The organism is Microbacterium sp. WHRI 7836, assembly GCF_040223885.2.
GTDB lineage: Bacteria > Actinomycetota > Actinomycetes > Actinomycetales > Microbacteriaceae > Microbacterium > Microbacterium oxydans.
Genome location: NZ_CP168171.1, coordinates 2,742,725 through 2,757,952, shown reverse-complemented (window position 1 = coordinate 2,757,952; position 15,228 = coordinate 2,742,725). Strand labels below are relative to the sequence as shown.

Genomic DNA, 15,228 nt, shown 5'->3' with positions numbered 1-15,228 from the left:
GGTCAGACCAGATCGCGCCAGTCGACGTCATCATCGTCGTCGGCGGTCGGCGTCGCGCCCGTGATGACGGGAAGGCTCATCGTCTCGGTGGGCGGGCCCATGATCGTGGCCTCGTCGCGGCGATGGCGCAGCACCTCGTTGATGTAGCTGGTGAGCACCTCGGCGAGGGGGATGGAGCGTCCCTCCGCCTGGGACAGGTACCAGCGGTGCTCCAGCACCTGGTGGAAGACCTCGGCAGGCTCGAGCTTGGCCCTCAGCTCATAGGGGATCGCACGGACGACGGGCTCGAAGACACGGGTGAGCCATTCGTGGGCGTACATCTCCTCGTCCGCCCACTGCTTGGTCGAGCGGGCGCGGAACTCGTCGAGGTCGTTGAGCAGGCGACGGGCCTGGTTCTCCTCGACGTCGAGGCCTGTGAGGCGGATCAGGCGCCGCTGGTGATGCCCTGCGTCGACGACCTTCGGCTGGATCTCCACGACGGTGCCGTCGGCTGTCGTGGACATGGACATCTCGTCGATGTCGAAGCCGAGGGCGTTGAGGCGCTCGACCCGTTCCGTGATGCGCCACGTCTCGGCCGCGGAGAACGACTCCTGAGCGGTGAGCTCGGCCCACAGCGACCGGTACGACGACACGATGCCGTCCGCGATCGCCACGGCATCCACTCCGTGCTCCAGACGTCCACCGGCCGCGAGGTCCATGATCTCGCCGGCGATGTTGGTGCGGGCGAGGTCGAGGTCATACGCGCGCTGGCCGTCAGTGAGGCCCTCCTCGTGGAGCTCCCCGGTCTCCGCGTCGACGAGGTAGGCCGCGAACGCACCGGCATCGCGCCGGAAGAGGGTGTTCGACAGCGAGACGTCGCCCCAGTAGAAGCCGACGTTGTGCAGGCGCACCAGAAGCAGCGCGAGCGCGTCGACGAGACGGTTCGCGGTGTCAGGGCGCAGCACCCGCGTGAACAGCGCGCGATACGGCATCGAGAAGCGCAGGTGTGATGTGACCAGGGCGGCGGGGAGGGGGTCACCATGGGCATCGGTGCGGCCGGCGATCACGGCGACCCTGTCGACGCATGGCACATCGAGGCGCGCCAGGTTGCCGAGCATGTCGTATTCGCGCTGGGCCATCTCCGCAGTGGTCTCCTTGACGGCGACGACGCGACCGGAGAGATCGGCGAACCGCACGAGGTGGCGGGAGAGCCCCTTCGGGAGCGACACGATGTGCTCGGACGGCCACTTGGCGAGGGTGGTCGACCAGGGGAGCGCGAGCAGTCCCGGATCGATCTTGCTGGCGGTGATCCGCAGCGAGTCCTGCATGGTGCTCCCTGATGGCGGGCGGTGAGGAAAAAGAGACGCGGCGCAGGTGACCGAGGTCAGCCCGCGCCGCGTCTGTGGATCCGATCAGGCGGAGACGACCGGCTTGTCGTTCAGTCGCACGCCGGACTCGCTGTCGAACGCGTGCACGTGACCCGCGTTGGCAGCCAGCGTGACCGTCTCGCCGGCGTTCGGGTGGCTGCGGCCGTCGACACGGGCGACCAGGTCGGTGCGCTTGCCGTTGATGTCGGTGTGACCGTAGAGGTAGCCGTCTGCGCCGAGCTCCTCGACCAGGTCGACGACGACCGAGAGGCCCTTGCCGTCTGCCGGGCCGACGGTGATGTCCTCGGGGCGGACGCCGACCGTGACCTGCGAGCCGTTGGCGCGGCCGACGGTGTCGCGGTCGAGCGGCACGACCTCGGTGCCGAAGCGCACGCCGCCGTCGGCCAGGTCGGCCGAGAACAGGTTCATCGCGGGCGAGCCGATGAAGCCGGCGACGAAGACGTTCTCGGGCTTCTCGTACAGGTCGCGCGGCGAGCCGACCTGCTGGAGCAGACCGTCCTTGAGCACGGCGATACGGTCGCCCATGGTGAGCGCCTCGGTCTGGTCGTGCGTGACGTAGACCGTGGTGACGCCGAGGCGACGCTGCAGCGACGCGATCTGCGTACGGGTCTGGACGCGGAGCTTGGCATCGAGGTTCGACAGCGGCTCGTCCATGAGGAAGACCTGGGGCTGACGGACGATCGCGCGGCCCATGGCCACACGCTGACGCTGACCACCCGAGAGCGCCTTCGGCTTGCGGGTCAGGTACTGCTCGAGGTCGAGGAGCTTGGCGGCCTCGAGGACGCGCGACGCACGCTCCTCCTTGCCGACGCCGGCGATCTTGAGCGCGAAGCCCATGTTCTCGGCGACGGTCATGTGCGGGTACAGCGCGTAGTTCTGGAAGACCATGGCGATGTCACGGTCCTTCGGCGGCACGTCGGTCACGTCGCGGTCACCGATGAGGATGCGGCCGGCGTTGACCTCTTCCAGGCCGGCGAGCATGCGGAGGGATGTCGACTTACCGCAACCGGAAGGACCGACGAGGACGAGGAACTCGCCGTCACCGACCTCGAGGTTCAGCTTGTCGACAGCGGGACGGGTTCCGCCGGGGTACAGGCGGGTGGCCTCGTCGAAAGTCACAGATGCCATTGTCGTTTCTCCTTCACCGGCAGGTACGTGCCGGACGATCCGTAGTGATGAAGCGGTGGGATGAGCCACCGTGACCCGTCTTTGGGTCGAAGTCAGTATGACATGAACAGCGGTACCTGGGTATTTCTCAGCCTCACTGGCTAGCATCGAACTCGGCCGCGCCCAGCGGCGATCGTCGCCGAGCGGCGGTCGGGGCCAACCCGGACCCCCTCAGACTCACAAGAGGAACGATGTCGAGCGACGAAACGCCGAACGTCCCCACACCTCGCAATTCTCGCGAGGTCGTGCGGGAGAAGGCTCAGAAAGTGCACGCCCAGCAGTCGAGGGCGCGCCTCATGCGACGGATCATCATCGGTGCCGTCGCGATCGTCGCCGTAGGCGCGATCGGCACTGCGGTGACCCTTGCGGTGTCAGCACAGGTGTCGAAGCCGAAGCTCACCCCCACCGGAATGGAGTCGGACGGCGTGGTCGTCACCGACATCACCGCCGTGGCGGGGTCCGATGAGGTGCCGGTATCGCCCTCGGAGGAGCCGTCCGATGCCGCAGCCCCGGTAGAGCCGACGCCCGAGGCCACGGCCTCCGAGAAGGTCGACATCCACGTCTACGTCGACTACCTCTCGCCGGACGCGGGCAAGTTCGAGCGGGCCAACGCCCGCCAGCTGGCCGGCTGGATCAGCGAGGGAGCGGTCACGGTCAGCTACCACCCGGTCGCTCTGCTCACCGCGAGCTCGAACGGCACGAAGTACTCGCTGCGGTCCGCAGCGGCTGCCGCCTGCGTGGCCAGCCACTCGCCTGCACAGTTCTACGCGTTCAATCACGACCTGCTCGACAAGCAACCCGACGTGGGCAGCGACGGCATGTCGGATGAGGATCTCGCCAACCTCGCAGCCGCCGTCGGCACCGACAACACCAAGGCCGTGCGCTCGTGCATCGAGGACGGGGACTTCGTCAGCTGGGCGAAGGAAGCGACCACCCGCGCGCTCGAAGGACCACTGTCCGGTTCCAAGGACCTCAAGCTGAACGCGTCGCCCATGATCGTCGCGAACGGCGAGGCATACGTCGGTGCGTTCGACGATCCCGCCGAGTTCTCGCAGTTCGTGCTCAGCGTGGCCAGCGACGCCTCTCGCGAGACGCCGACCCCCACGCCGACTCCGACCACCACGCCTGCCTCCTAGGTCGAGGTGTGGTCGATGCCATCGCTAAGCTGATGGATGGCATCCGCCGACTTGGCGCAATTGGTAGCGCACCGTACTTGTAATACGGGGGTTACGGGTTCGAGTCCCGTAGTCGGCTCCGCACACGAAGGCCCGCATCCCCTTGGAAACACTGGGGATGCGGGCCTTCGTCGTCGCACTGATCGTGACCAGGGCGTGGACGCGAGCCCGTCCTTGACACCAGGATGGGCGCATGACTCTAGGCGACTTTCCGGTGAGGGCTTCGATCGGCGTGAAGGACATCAAGCGATCCGTGGCCTTCTACGAAGGCATACTGGGGCTCGTCCCCGCAAGCATCGGCCCGAGCGCCGACATCGAAGGGGGCGCCCGTTTCTACGCGTGCGGGCAGGGCACCATGCTCAACGTCTTCGAGACCCCGACGGCGGGGTCGACGCACTCGACGGTCGCCACTTGGTACGTCGACGACCTCGATGCGATCGTCACAGAGTTGACGGCGGCCGGCGCTGAACTCGTCCACTACGACGGTTTCGACCAAGACGAACGAGGGATCGGCCCCCGTGCCGGCGGTGGTCGCATCGCTTGGGTGGAAGATCCCGACGGAAACACCCTCGCGTTCGAGACAGATGACTAGGAACGCGTCACTCGTGTCCTCCGCCTTCCGGGTCGGAGTTCAGCTGCAGAAGCCGGTTGCGGGAAGCGTGTCCGTGACGGTGATGCCGCGGACGAACGGCTCGGCTTCGGAGACCTCGAAGACCATCCACCGAGGACTCGTACCGACGACGTAGCCGGAGGTCCCCGGCGCCGCGTCGAATGCCCCGTCCGGTTCCGCGGTGGTGAGCTCGTCTAACGTCGATCCCAGGCCGATGCCGCTCTCCGTGAGAGGTGAGGTCGCCACGGGGCCGGACAGGGGGACATCGCCCGGCACGCGAATGGTGATGCCGCTCACGCCGCTCTCTCCGGGGTGACTGATGATCCCGAAGCTGGCCTGTGCGCCCTCCGCCGTCTCGTAGTACTCCAGGTCTTCGCAGGGGTCGGTCAGGGCGAACGTGGGGCTCAGCGCATCGACGATCGACTCCGAACCGAGCTCTGCGCGGCCGATCCCCTGGTCGGTGATGAGCCAGGTCGACGTGTCCGCCGCGTCGAAGCTCGGCGTCGATGACGGGGTCGGGCTCGGGGGAGCGGTCGGAGTGGTCGAGGCTGTCGCAGACGGGGTCGGATCCGCGCTCGGAGCCGAGCATCCGGCGAGGGTGACGGCCAGGGCCGCGGCTGCGGCGAGGCTGAAGAGCCGAACGGAGGTGCGCATAGGTCGAGCATAGGAGTGCGACAGGGATCGCCCGGTGACCGAGCGCTTCCCGCGAGGGTGTCGTCGGTCGCACGGCCGGCACCGGAACGGAACGCGGGCGTCCTAGGCTGGTCTGATGCTCAAAGGACTGATCCGCCCCGTCGAAGCCCACAGCGTGACCCTCAAGGGCGAAGACCTCGTCGAGGTCCGCGCGCAGCTCACGGCTCAGGCTCCCCAAGGGTGGGACCTGGTGTCGGCCATGGCGACGATGGAGAAGGCCGGGTCGATGCGCTCTGTCGAGGGCAAGTTCCTTCGCCGCGACGGGATTCGCGAGATCGAGGCCGACGACATGGCCGCGCTCGAGGGTCAGGTGCCGGAGGGATGGCAGTTGCTCTCCGTGTGGAAGACGGACTGACGTCTCCCTGCGTGTCCGGCGCGGGTGAGTTCAGCTCGCTTCGTCGATCGGCGGCGCCTCGACGACCTCTTCGATCAGGCTGATCCCGCCTGTCGAGCTCGCCGACTGCATGAGGTCCTGAATCCACTTCGGGTTCAACTGCGGCGCCTCCGGTTCGTCGAAGGTGAAACGGAGCGGAATCGACGGGTGCAGCCAGATCGTCGAGCGCCCGGGGGAGTCGCTGTCAGGGTGACGCCACGACAGGGTGAAGCTCTCGTTGCGCCGCAGTTTCGTCGCGATGACCACCTTCAGATGTGCGAGCGCCCGATCCTCGATGTGGATCGCATCGCCGTTGCCGTACTGGATCGTTCCCATGGGGGAAACCCTATCCGCCGACACCTCCCACCCGCTTCTGCCCTCAGCGGCACGCGGAGGCGAGACCATTCCGGAGTATCGCACTAGAAGGTGATATGTTACTGACTGTTGAGTTTCCTGGCGGTCCTGCGGATGCGCCAGGTCGAAGACGGCGCAGGTGGCCGACTCCCCGCCGCGGCCACCTGCGCTTGCCTCCTGAAGGCGGGATCCCTGGAGCGCTCATGCCGGAAGCGATGACGCCGGAAGGGCGGCACGATGTCACGGAGAAGCTTGCGCGCGCCGCGTACGAGCGCGAGAAGCGGCTGCTGCAGATCGAGCTCCTGAAACTGCAGGCGCACATCAAGCGCTCATCCGAACGTGCGCTCGTCCTCTTCGAAGGCCGCGACGCCGCGGGGAAAGGAGGCGCGATCAAGCGATTCATGGAGCATCTGAATCCTCGCGGTGCGCGTGTGGTCGCCCTCGACAGACCCAGCGACATCGAGCGCACGCAGTGGTACTTCCAGCGCTACGTCGCGCACCTGCCGTCGGGTGGCGAGATCGTCCTGATGGATCGTTCCTGGTACAACCGCGCGGGGGTCGAACGGGTCATGGGGTACTGCTCGTCTGCCGAGTACGAGGAGTTCCTCCAGACGGCACCGCAGTTCGAGCGCATGCTCGTCGGCTCGGGCATACGGCTCATCAAGCTGTGGTTCTCGGTCAGTGAGCACGAGCAGCGTCGACGCTTCGCCCGGCGGGCCGAAGACACTGTCAGGCAGTGGAAGCTGAGCCCGACCGACGTCGCGAGCATCGATCGATGGGATGACTACACGGCAGCGGAAGAGGCGATGTTCCGCCAGACCGACACCGCGGCACTTCCGTGGCTCGTCATCAGGTCGGACGACAAGAGACGAGCGCGACTGGAAGCGATGCGGTCTGTCCTCACCCGCTTCGACTATCCCGGCAAGGATCCTCTCATCGCTCACGCGCCGGATCCGCTGCTCGTCGCCCGTCCGTCGCAGCTCTACGGTGACGACGAGACGCCGACGCCGTGACCGGCACCCCCGACGCAACACGGCGTCATCTGGGAATGCGGGCGATGGGATCGACTGTTGTGATCGTCATGACTCGCATCGGAACAAGTGACCTCGACGTCCTCCCCCTCTCGCTCGGCGGCAACGTGTTCGGTTGGACAGCCGACCGCGACACCTCGTTCGCCGTGCTGGATGCCTTCGTGGACGGCGGCGGCGACTTCATCGACACCGCCGATTCGTACAGCGCCTGGGTTCCGGGAAACGAGGGCGGCGAGAGCGAGACGATCGTCGGCGAGTGGCTCGCGTCTCGGAAGCCCGCAGGGGTGGTCGTCGCCACGAAGGTGAGTCAGCATCCGGACTTCCGCGGTCTGGCCGCCTCGAACGTCCGTCGGGCCGCCGAGGCATCGCTGCGGCGTCTGGGCGTCGATGAGATCGACCTGTACTACGCCCACTTCGATGACACGTCGGTTCCCCTGGAGGAGACCGTCGCAGCCTTCGGACAGCTCGTCGACGACGGTCTCGTGCGTCACGTGGCGGTGTCGAACTACTCCGCCGATCGCATCCGTGAGTGGATCGAGATCGCACGGCGCACGGGTGTGGCGCTCCCCGTCGCCGTGCAGCCGCATTACAACCTCGTGCACCGCAACGAGGTCGAGGACTCGATCATCCCGGTCGCCGAGGAGTTCGAACTCGGACTCGTGCCCTACTACTCCTTGGCGGGTGGCTTCCTCACGGGAAAGTACCGGTCGACGGAGACCGTGGGCCAGGATTCGCCGCGCGCGCAGGGAGCGGCGAAGTACGCGACCGAGGCGGGACTGCGGATCATCGACGCCCTCGAGGAGATCGGGGATGCGCACGATGCCTCCATCGCCGCGACCTCCCTCGCCTGGCTTCGCGCGCAGCCGACGGTGGTCGCCCCGATCGCGAGTGCGCGCAGCGTGGAGCAGGTTCCCGATCTTCTCGCCGGGGCGCGCCTCGAACTGTCGAGCGAAGAGGTGCAGCGGCTCAATCGGGTCTCGGAGTGGACGCCGACGAACGCGTGATCGGCGGGCTCTCGTCGCCGACGAGCCCGAGCCGGTGCGCCAGGATCACCGCGTGGATCCTGTCACGGGCACCGAGCTTCGCGAGGACCCGACCGACGTGCGTCTTCACCGTGGACTCGCCGACGTAGAGCGTCTGAGCGATCTCTGCGTTGGTGAGGCCGCGGCCCATCGCGACGAACACGTCGCGCTCGCGCTCGGTGAGCGACTCGAGAGCGGCGCTCTCGGCGGGTGCAGGAGCCGCGGCGGCGCCGAGCTGCGGCGTCACATGTTCCAGCAGCGTTCTCGTGATGCGAGGAGACAACGCGGCATCGCCACGATGCACGGCGCGTACGGCGGAGATCATCTCGTGTCGCTGCGCGTCCTTCAGCAGGAATCCGCTCGCCCCCGCCCGGATCGCCCCGAACGCGTACTCGTCCAGATCGAACGTCGTCAGCACGAGCACCTTGGTCTGCGGACGGTCCCGGATGATCGCCTCCGTGGCGGCGATCCCGTCGAGTTCCGGCATCCGGATGTCCATCAGCACCAGGTCGGGCGCGAGCACGGCGCTCTGTGTGATGGCCGCCCTGCCGTCTCCTGCCTCGCCGACCACGACGATGTCGTCCTCCGATTCGAGGACCATCCGGAACCCGACTCGGATGAGCTGCTGGTCATCCACCAGCAGCACCCTGATCCTCTGCGTCATCCCTCTTCCTCTCTCGTCTGGGCCCGTGCGACGGACGCGCCCCCCGATGCGGGCAGGACCGCCCGCAGGACCCATCGTCCTCCACCTGCCGGCGCCGACTGCACCGTGCCGTGCACGTGGGCGGCGCGCTCCGACAGGCCGCGGATGCCGAACCCGTCCGACCCGATCGCGCCGGAGACGCCGTCGTTCACGATCTCGATCGTCACGGCGTCGCTCGTGTACTCCAGGCGCACACTGATGCTCTCGGCCGTCGGGGCGTGACGCATGGCGTTGGTCACGCCCTCCTGGACGATCCTGCCGATCGCGTGCGCGACAGCGGGGGAGACCTCCGTCTGCCCGACCACGGTGAGCGTCGCCGGGTAGCCTGCGCGCTGAGCGGCTTCCACGGTGTCTCGTGCGGGCACGGGCTGCATAGGGGCCAAGGGCAGCGGCGACTCGTCGTCGCGCAGCACCCCGAGCATCGCGCGCATCTCGGTGAGTGCGCCTCTGGCGGTGTCCGCGACGTGCGCCGCGGCCTTCTGAGCCTGTTCGCGGTCGGGGGTGGCCGCCGCTCCCTCGGACAGCGCGACGATGACGGTGAGCGAGTGGGAGACGATGTCGTGCATCTCGCGTGCGATGCGTGCTCTCTCCGATGCGGCCGCGAGCTGCGCCTGCTGGTCGCGCTCGATCAGCAGCTGGCGCGAACGGTCGATGATGGCGAGGAGATAGCGTTTGCGGCCACCCACGTTCACGCCGACCAGGGTGCCGATGAGGCCGAGCGCCGCGTAGCCGAGGGCGGTGTCGATCCCGACCTGGAGCACGGTGGCCCCGCTCAGCATGAGCACCGTGGTGAGCACGAGGAACCAGGCAGCGCCGATCCCGTAGCAGATCCACGCCAGGCGGGCCGAGCTGTAGACCGCGATGCCGTAGCAGGCCACGAGCAGGAGCACGATGCCACCCGACATGCCGGTGAAGAGCCCGACGGTTCCCAGGATCACGGCGGCGATGAAGGGACCCAGCGGCGCTCGACGGCGCCAGAGCAGGGTGCTACATCCGATCGCGACCATGACCAGGGTGGCGATGTTGACAGTGACGTACGTGGCCTCGGGCAGCGTGCTGCGCGGATAGGGCGCGGCCGGAGTGAGCGTCAGGAACAGGCAGATCAGCGCGATCAGGATGTCGGCGAAGAGCGGGTGACGAGCCCAGAACCGCCGGAAGAGACCCGGGGCACGCGGAAGCCGCAGCTCCTCGTCCTCGCGGATCGAGTCGCTGCGGCTTCGCGTTCTGCTCACAGGCCGACTTTACGCGTCGCGCGTGCGCAGCACGCCCCACGCGACCAGGGCGCCACCGGCGACCCAGCAGCCTAGCGTCAGGAACGCGACGGGGGCGTCGAGAGCAGCCGTCTCACCGGGCATGATCGCGGACTGTGCGGCTGCCACCGGGAGGTACGCCGACGCTTCGGTGACCCATGCCCAGGCGTCGCCGGCGAAGGAGAAGAAGCTCGCGACGATCGGCAGGACGAACAGCACACCGACTGTCGCTGCGATCGCTCCGGCGCCCGAGCGCAGGATGAAGCCGAACGAGACCCCGATCAGCGCGAAGACGGCCATCGCGAGCGAGGCGACGACGATCGGCAGCAGCGATGCGGACGGGTCCGACCACTCGATGCCCTGATCGCGCGGCGCGACGATGAGCGTGACCGCGAGCGCCGCGACGGCGAAGATCACCAGCGACGAGATGAACATGAATGCGGCCAGTACCGTCGACTTCGCCGCCAGCACCGAGCCGCGGACCGGGTTCGCCGTGAGCGTCGAGCGGATCATGCCCGTCGAGTACTCACCGGTCACGGAGATCGCACCGATGATGCCGGCGAGCAGCATGGTGAACTGGATCGGCATGATGACGGCCTGGATCGGTTCGAAGTCCGGCATGTCGAGGGCTTGGGCGATGAGCACGGCGATCGCGACGGTCAGGGCTGCAGCGATCCCGATGGACCACCAGGTCGAGCGCAGTGTGGCGAGCTTGATCCACTCGCCGCGCAGTGCACGCCCGAACGTCAGCTTCCGACCGGTGTCGACGCGCGGCCGCGTGGGTGCGGGGGCTTGTGTCGTGGTCATGAGATCTCCTTGGTGCGGTACTCGACGGAGTCGCCGGTGAGAGCGAGGTAGGCGTCTTCCAGCGAACCGGTGGTCGGGGTGAGCTCGTGCAGCGGAATGCCGCGGTCGGCGGCGAGGTCGCCGATCCGCGCAGCGGGCAGGCCCACGATGTCGAGGAGGTCGGGAGCGGAGCTCGCGATCTCCACGTCGGGTCCGCCGACGGCCGCAGCCAGGTCGGCCGGTCGCGGGGTGCGCACCCGCACCGTGTTCCTCGTCCATGACCGGACGAGATCTGCGAGCGGTGCATCGGCGAGCACGCGCCCACGTCCCATCACGATGACGTGATCCGCGGTCTGTGCCATCTCGCTCATCAGGTGGCTCGAGAGGAGCACGGTGCGCCCTTCCCCTGCGGCATGACGGACGAACTGACGCACCCAGCGAACACCTTCGGGGTCGAGGCCGTTGACCGGCTCGTCGAGGATCAGCGTGTGCGGATCGCCGAGCAGCGCCGAGGCGATGCCCAGCCGCTGGCCCATGCCGAGCGAGAACCCTCCCGCACGTTTGCGGGCCACGGACCCGATGCCGGCGAGGTCGATGACCTCGTCGACGCGCGAGGAGGGGATGCCGTGGGTCGCTGCCATCGCGCGGAGGTGGTTGCGGGCCGTGCGGCCGGTGTGCACCGCCTTCGCGTCCAGAAGCACTCCCACCTCCGTCAGCGGGGCGCGGAGCTTGCGGTACTCGCGGCCTGCGACGGCGGCGCGCCCCGACGTGGGACGGTCGAGGCCGACGATCATCCGCATGGTGGTCGACTTCCCCGCACCGTTCGGGCCCAGGAAGCCGGTGACGCTGCCCGGCTGGACGGTGAACGACACGTCGTCGACGGCGGTCTTGTCTCCGAACCTCTTGGTGAGGCCTTCTGCTGTGATCATGAGGACAACGTTACGGAGCGAGGTCGGGAGTGCGCGTCCCCCTCAGGTACACATCCGGTGCCGAGGCGTCCGACCGACGGCGGATGTATCGGTGTGTCAGCGGCGCGGACGAGCCTGAACCCGCGCGGCCATCTCGTCGGACGCGATGATCGCCTCGTCGATGATCTCCCGCGAAACCGGAGCCGTCAGCCAGTCGTGGCTCAGCGACGCCGGGATGAGCAGCGGCATCCGATCGTGGAGATCGACGAGGTGCGCAGGCGCGGGGCGCATGACGATCGAGTAGCACGTGTACCACTGGTCGTCTGCGGTGCGGCCGCGTTGCGTCACGGCGGCCATGCCGAACAGGGTGCCGTCGTCGACGATGAACTCGTTCCACTGCCGGGACGGCTTCTGCATCTCGTACCAGCTCGTTGCCGGGACGATCCCCCGCGACTTCGCGCCGCCCGGGCGCTCCTGCGGGCGCTCGGAGCGGGTGTTGATCGACGGGAACTTCGCCGGCTCGCCGTTCACGAGGAAACCCCACCATGCGGGTTCCAGCGTCGGCGCTGTGTCGGGCTGCACGATCAGCGGATTGAGGTTGCGCAGGTTCTTGCCGGTAGGACGGACGGTCTCACCCGCGTTCTCCTGCGCCCAGACGCGCAGGCCCTCGAGCACCGCGTCGTCTGCCGCGGCGAGGAGCTCTGCATCGGTGAATCGGGGATCGAGACCGTAGCTCGCGCACATGCCGTCAGCGTAGCGCGGGGCGCCGACATCCGGGTGGGAGGGAGCGGGCAGCATCTCGGGTAGGGTCGACGGGTGCCAGAGCCTCGTCGAATCCCCGCCCCGGTGGCACTCGGAGGGGCGGTCGCGATCGGGGTCATGACGGCGATCCAGGCGCGGATCAACGGCGTGCTCGGGGTGCGCGTGGACGACGGCATCGTCGCCGGCTTCCTCTCCTTCTCCGTCGGCCTGCTGGCACTCGCGATCGTGATCGCCTGCCTCCCCTCGGCTCGACGGGGAGTGGCGCGTCTCTGGAGCGGCGTCCGACAGCGCACAATCCCCTTCTGGATGCTCCTCGGAGGCGCCTGCGGTGCACTCACCGTCTCCACCCAGGGGCTCACGGCCGGAGTCCTCGGCGTCTCGCTGTTCACGGTCGGCGTGGTGGCGGGACAGACCGTGCACGGTCTGGTGCTCGATCGCATCGGATTCGGACCGGCCGGCGTCGTCGCGGTCACGCCGGGACGTGTCCTGGGAGGTGCGCTCGCGCTCGCCGCGGTCGGCATCTCGCTGTCCGGGGACGTGCTGGCGTCAGCGCCGCTGTGGATGCTGCTCCTGCCGTTCGCGGCCGGGGTCGGCATCGCGTGGCAGGCAGCGACCAACGGACGTCTGGCCCAGCGCGCGCGCTCACCTCTGGCCGCGACCCTGATGAGCTTCGTCGCCGGAACCGTGGTCCTCGCGCTGGCGTCCGGCCTGAGCATCGCGTTCCGTGGGGCACCCGCTGCCCTCCCCGCCGAGCCGTGGCTGTACCTCGGAGGCTTCCTCGGCGCCGCCTACATCCTCCTCGGCACGTTCATCGTGGCGCAGACGGGGGTGCTGCTGATGGGCCTGGGGTCGGTGCTCGGCCAGCTGACCACGTCGGTGGTGATCGACCTGGTGTGGCCGCCCGCAGCAGGGCCGGCGCTCTGGCAGGTGCTCGCGATGGTCGTGGTCGCCGTCGCGTCTGTCGTGGTCGCGGTGCCGTGGCCTCGCCGCCGCTGAACTACTTCTTCTTCGCCTTCTTGGTTGACGGCTTCGGCATGCGCGTGACGAGCTTGCGGGCGTCGACGGTCTTGCGTCGTCCCGGTTTCTTGTGTTCGGGCTTGCCGCCGACGTAGAGCCAACCCAGGAGCTCCTCGTTCTTCCCGAGCCCGTGGGCCTTGGCGACGGCCTTGGCTCGCGTGTAGTGGCCCGTGCGCCAGATGACGCCCCACCCTGCCTCGTCGAGGAGAAGGCTCAACGTGTGGGCGACCCCGGAGGCGACGGCCTCCTGCTCCCACCGGGGTACCTTCTCGCTCTTCTGGTAGCTCGCGACGACGGCGATGAGCAGCGGGGCGCGCAGCGGCTTCGACGAGGGAGAGGAGTCGCCCTGTGCCTTCGCGATCGCCGCGCCGAGCACCTCCCGATCCGCGCCTCGCAGCTCGATCAACCGCCAAGGGCGCAGCGACGAATGATCGGCCACGCGACCGGCGGCCGCGACCAGCGTGAGCAGTTCGTCGCGGGTGGGCGCGGTGTCTTCGACCTTCGACCAGGACTGCCGTGCGCGGACGGCGTCGAGAGCGCTCACGACGCGTCGGGCGTGAAGTTCAGCGCGATGGAGTTCATGCAGTAGCGGTCGCCGGTCGGCGTCCCGAATCCGTCGGGGAAGACGTGACCGAGGTGCGACCCGCAGTTGGCGCAGCGCACCTCCGTGCGCACCATCCCGAGGCTGTCGTCCTCGATGAGCTCGACCGCGTCAGGACGGATCGACTCGTAGAAGCTCGGCCAACCGCACCCGGAGTCGAACTTCGTTCCGCTCTTGAAGAGCTCGGCGTTGCAGGCACCACAGGTGTAGAGGCCGGCGCGTTCCTCGTCGAGCAGCTCGCCCGTCCAGGCCCGTTCGGTCGCGGCCTGACGCAGCACCGCGTACTGCTCCTCACCGAGTTCCTCGCGCCATTCGTCTTCGGTCTTGTCCACGCTGTACGACATGTGTCCTCCTGAGTCGCTTCCATTCTCTCCCGGGAGACGAGGTCTCGGGTGCTCAGCGTCAGAATGGGACGATGACCGATGCCGTGCAGGACCGCTACGCACGATTCGCCCGCGACGAGGCGCCCGGACGCAGCGCCCTCTACGCCGAATGGGCCGCCGGTGTGGCGGACGACGACGAGCTCAAGGGCATCCTCCAGCGGATCCCGGAGAATCGTCGGCAGCCGCCCCTCGTGTTCGCCGTGACGCGCATGCTCGGCTCCGGACTCGTCGGGTACCCGCAGTGGAGGGACTTCGTGCTCCGCAACGCCGACGCGGTGGTCGCCGAGTGCGCGAACCGCAGCCTCCAGACCAATGAGCCCCTCCGCCTCGCGGCGCTACTGCCCGTGCTGTCGGAGATAGCCGGACCGATCGCGCTGCTCGAGGTCGGAGCGTCGGCGGGGTTGTGCCTGTACCCGGACCGCTACTCGTATCGCTTCATCGCGGCGGATGGATCGGTCAGGAGCGCCCTCGATCCTCTTGACGGACCCTCGACCGTCGTGCTGGAGAGCCGGGTCTCGGGCGCGCTGCCTCCGCTGCGGATGCCGGACGTGGTCTGGCGGGCGGGCGTCGACCTCGCGCCCCTCGATGCGGCGGATGAACGGGATCGGCGCTGGCTGCGTGGGCTCGTGTGGCCGGGAGAGGAGGGGCGGGAGGAGCGCATCGATGCCGCGCTCGAAATCGCGGCATCGGATCCGCCGCTGATCGTCGCCGGCGATGCCCTCAAGGAGATCGATGCGCTCGCCGCGGCGGCGCCGAGCGGGGCGACCCTGGTCGTCACCACGCCGGGTGTGCTGGTCCATATCCCGAGGGCCCGGAGGGAGGCGCTGGTCGCGCGCATCTCCGCTCTGGACGCCCGGTGGGTCACGATCGATCCGCCCGGTGCCCTCGATGTCTGGGAGCCGCCGGTCGAAGGCGACGACTGGCCGGGATTCGTGGTGGCGCTCGACGGACGGGTGCGCGCGGCCGCAGATCCGCTCGGGGGCTGGTGGGAGTGGCGAACGGCTTCGCTGTCTGATGCGTCCTAAC

17 protein-coding genes, 1 tRNA gene and 1 pseudogene are annotated in these 15,228 nt (G+C 68.4%); 8 read left to right on the top strand and 11 right to left on the bottom strand.

Annotation, left to right across the window (positions count from 1 at the left end; all coding sequences use genetic code 11):
* Positions 1-2: 2 nt before the first annotated feature.
* Positions 3-1,307 (bottom strand): DUF4032 domain-containing protein, encoded by a 1,305-nt coding sequence (locus ABRP18_RS13190; RefSeq protein WP_046746530.1) that lies wholly within the window; start codon positions 1,305-1,307, stop codon positions 3-5.
* An 84-nt stretch (positions 1,308-1,391) separates the two neighbouring features.
* Positions 1,392-2,495, bottom strand: coding sequence for an ABC transporter ATP-binding protein (locus ABRP18_RS13185; RefSeq protein WP_046746531.1), 1,104 nt, complete (start codon positions 2,493-2,495; stop codon positions 1,392-1,394).
* A gap of 230 nt (positions 2,496-2,725) precedes the next feature.
* On the opposite strand from ABRP18_RS13185, the gene ABRP18_RS13180 reads away from it, so the two are divergent.
* The 3 genes from ABRP18_RS13180 (at position 2,726) to ABRP18_RS13170 (ending at position 4,301) form a co-directional block, all read left to right on the top strand.
* Positions 2,726-3,670 (top strand): thioredoxin domain-containing protein, encoded by a 945-nt coding sequence (locus tag ABRP18_RS13180; protein ID WP_058630991.1) that lies wholly within the window; start codon positions 2,726-2,728, stop codon positions 3,668-3,670.
* Positions 3,671-3,715: 45 nt separating this feature from the next.
* A tRNA-Thr gene (locus ABRP18_RS13175) sits at positions 3,716-3,788 on the top strand.
* 114 nt (positions 3,789-3,902) lie between these two features.
* Complete coding sequence (locus ABRP18_RS13170) at positions 3,903-4,301, top strand: VOC family protein (protein WP_058630992.1); 399 nt, start codon at positions 3,903-3,905, stop codon at positions 4,299-4,301.
* A gap of 39 nt (positions 4,302-4,340) precedes the next feature.
* Here ABRP18_RS13170 and ABRP18_RS13165 read toward each other — a convergent pair whose 3' ends face one another.
* A complete protein-coding gene (locus ABRP18_RS13165; RefSeq protein ID WP_349884804.1) occupies positions 4,341-4,973 on the bottom strand; it encodes a hypothetical protein in 633 nt (210 codons plus the stop codon).
* A gap of 115 nt (positions 4,974-5,088) precedes the next feature.
* Here ABRP18_RS13165 and ABRP18_RS13160 point away from each other — a divergent pair, with 115 nt between their 5' ends.
* Positions 5,089-5,367 (top strand): hypothetical protein, encoded by a 279-nt coding sequence (locus ABRP18_RS13160; protein ID WP_061018024.1) that lies wholly within the window; start codon positions 5,089-5,091, stop codon positions 5,365-5,367.
* 30 nt (positions 5,368-5,397) lie between these two features.
* Here ABRP18_RS13160 and ABRP18_RS13155 read toward each other — a convergent pair whose 3' ends face one another.
* Positions 5,398-5,721, bottom strand: coding sequence for a hypothetical protein (locus ABRP18_RS13155; protein WP_061018027.1), 324 nt, complete (start codon positions 5,719-5,721; stop codon positions 5,398-5,400).
* Positions 5,722-5,984: 263 nt separating this feature from the next.
* Between ABRP18_RS13155 and ppk2 the strand changes: the two are divergent.
* Both ppk2 and ABRP18_RS13145 read left to right on the top strand, forming a co-directional pair.
* Positions 5,985-6,752, top strand: a pseudogene (gene ppk2 / locus ABRP18_RS13150) (polyphosphate kinase 2); the annotation flags it as partial.
* Positions 6,753-6,820: 68 nt separating this feature from the next.
* Positions 6,821-7,774, top strand: coding sequence for an aldo/keto reductase (locus tag ABRP18_RS13145; RefSeq protein WP_349884802.1), 954 nt, complete (start codon positions 6,821-6,823; stop codon positions 7,772-7,774).
* Here ABRP18_RS13145 and ABRP18_RS13140 read toward each other — a convergent pair.
* The 5 genes from ABRP18_RS13140 to ABRP18_RS13120 all read right to left on the bottom strand — a co-directional run bounded on the left by ABRP18_RS13140 (position 7,737) and on the right by ABRP18_RS13120 (position 12,237).
* A complete protein-coding gene (locus ABRP18_RS13140; protein WP_061018031.1) occupies positions 7,737-8,456 on the bottom strand; it encodes a response regulator transcription factor in 720 nt (239 codons plus the stop codon). The genes ABRP18_RS13145 and ABRP18_RS13140 overlap by 38 nt on opposite strands.
* Positions 8,453-9,727 carry a sensor histidine kinase gene (locus ABRP18_RS13135; protein WP_061018033.1) on the bottom strand — a complete coding sequence of 425 codons (1,275 nt, stop codon included), beginning with the start codon at positions 9,725-9,727 and terminating at the stop codon, positions 8,453-8,455. The genes ABRP18_RS13140 and ABRP18_RS13135 overlap by 4 nt, the downstream gene beginning before the upstream one ends.
* Positions 9,728-9,736: 9 nt before the next feature.
* Positions 9,737-10,552, bottom strand: coding sequence for a transporter (locus tag ABRP18_RS13130; protein ID WP_046746539.1), 816 nt, complete (start codon positions 10,550-10,552; stop codon positions 9,737-9,739).
* On the bottom strand, positions 10,549-11,460 hold the full coding sequence (locus tag ABRP18_RS13125; protein WP_046746540.1) for an ABC transporter ATP-binding protein: 912 nt from the start codon (positions 11,458-11,460) through the stop codon (positions 10,549-10,551). The genes ABRP18_RS13130 and ABRP18_RS13125 overlap by 4 nt, the downstream gene beginning before the upstream one ends.
* Before the next feature lie 96 nt (positions 11,461-11,556).
* Positions 11,557-12,237 carry an SOS response-associated peptidase family protein gene (locus tag ABRP18_RS13120; protein WP_349884801.1) on the bottom strand — a complete coding sequence of 227 codons (681 nt, stop codon included), beginning with the start codon at positions 12,235-12,237 and terminating at the stop codon, positions 11,557-11,559.
* Between the two features lie 48 nt (positions 12,238-12,285).
* Here ABRP18_RS13120 and ABRP18_RS13115 point away from each other — a divergent pair, with 48 nt between their 5' ends.
* Positions 12,286-13,197, top strand: a complete 912-nt coding sequence (locus tag ABRP18_RS13115) for a DMT family transporter (protein WP_349885360.1) — start codon at positions 12,286-12,288, stop codon at positions 13,195-13,197.
* Between the two features lies 1 nt (position 13,198).
* Here the strand turns inward: ABRP18_RS13115 and ABRP18_RS13110 are convergent, their stop codons facing one another.
* Positions 13,199-13,762 carry a nitroreductase family protein gene (locus tag ABRP18_RS13110; RefSeq protein WP_113681370.1) on the bottom strand — a complete coding sequence of 188 codons (564 nt, stop codon included), beginning with the start codon at positions 13,760-13,762 and terminating at the stop codon, positions 13,199-13,201.
* Positions 13,759-14,163, bottom strand: coding sequence for a peptide-methionine (R)-S-oxide reductase MsrB (gene msrB, locus ABRP18_RS13105; protein ID WP_017828933.1), 405 nt, complete (start codon positions 14,161-14,163; stop codon positions 13,759-13,761). The genes ABRP18_RS13110 and msrB overlap by 4 nt, the downstream gene beginning before the upstream one ends.
* Before the next feature lie 71 nt (positions 14,164-14,234).
* Between msrB and ABRP18_RS13100 the strand changes: the two genes are divergently transcribed.
* A complete protein-coding gene (locus ABRP18_RS13100; protein WP_349884800.1) occupies positions 14,235-15,227 on the top strand; it encodes a DUF2332 domain-containing protein in 993 nt (330 codons plus the stop codon).
* The last annotated feature ends 1 nt before the right edge of the window (position 15,228 follow it).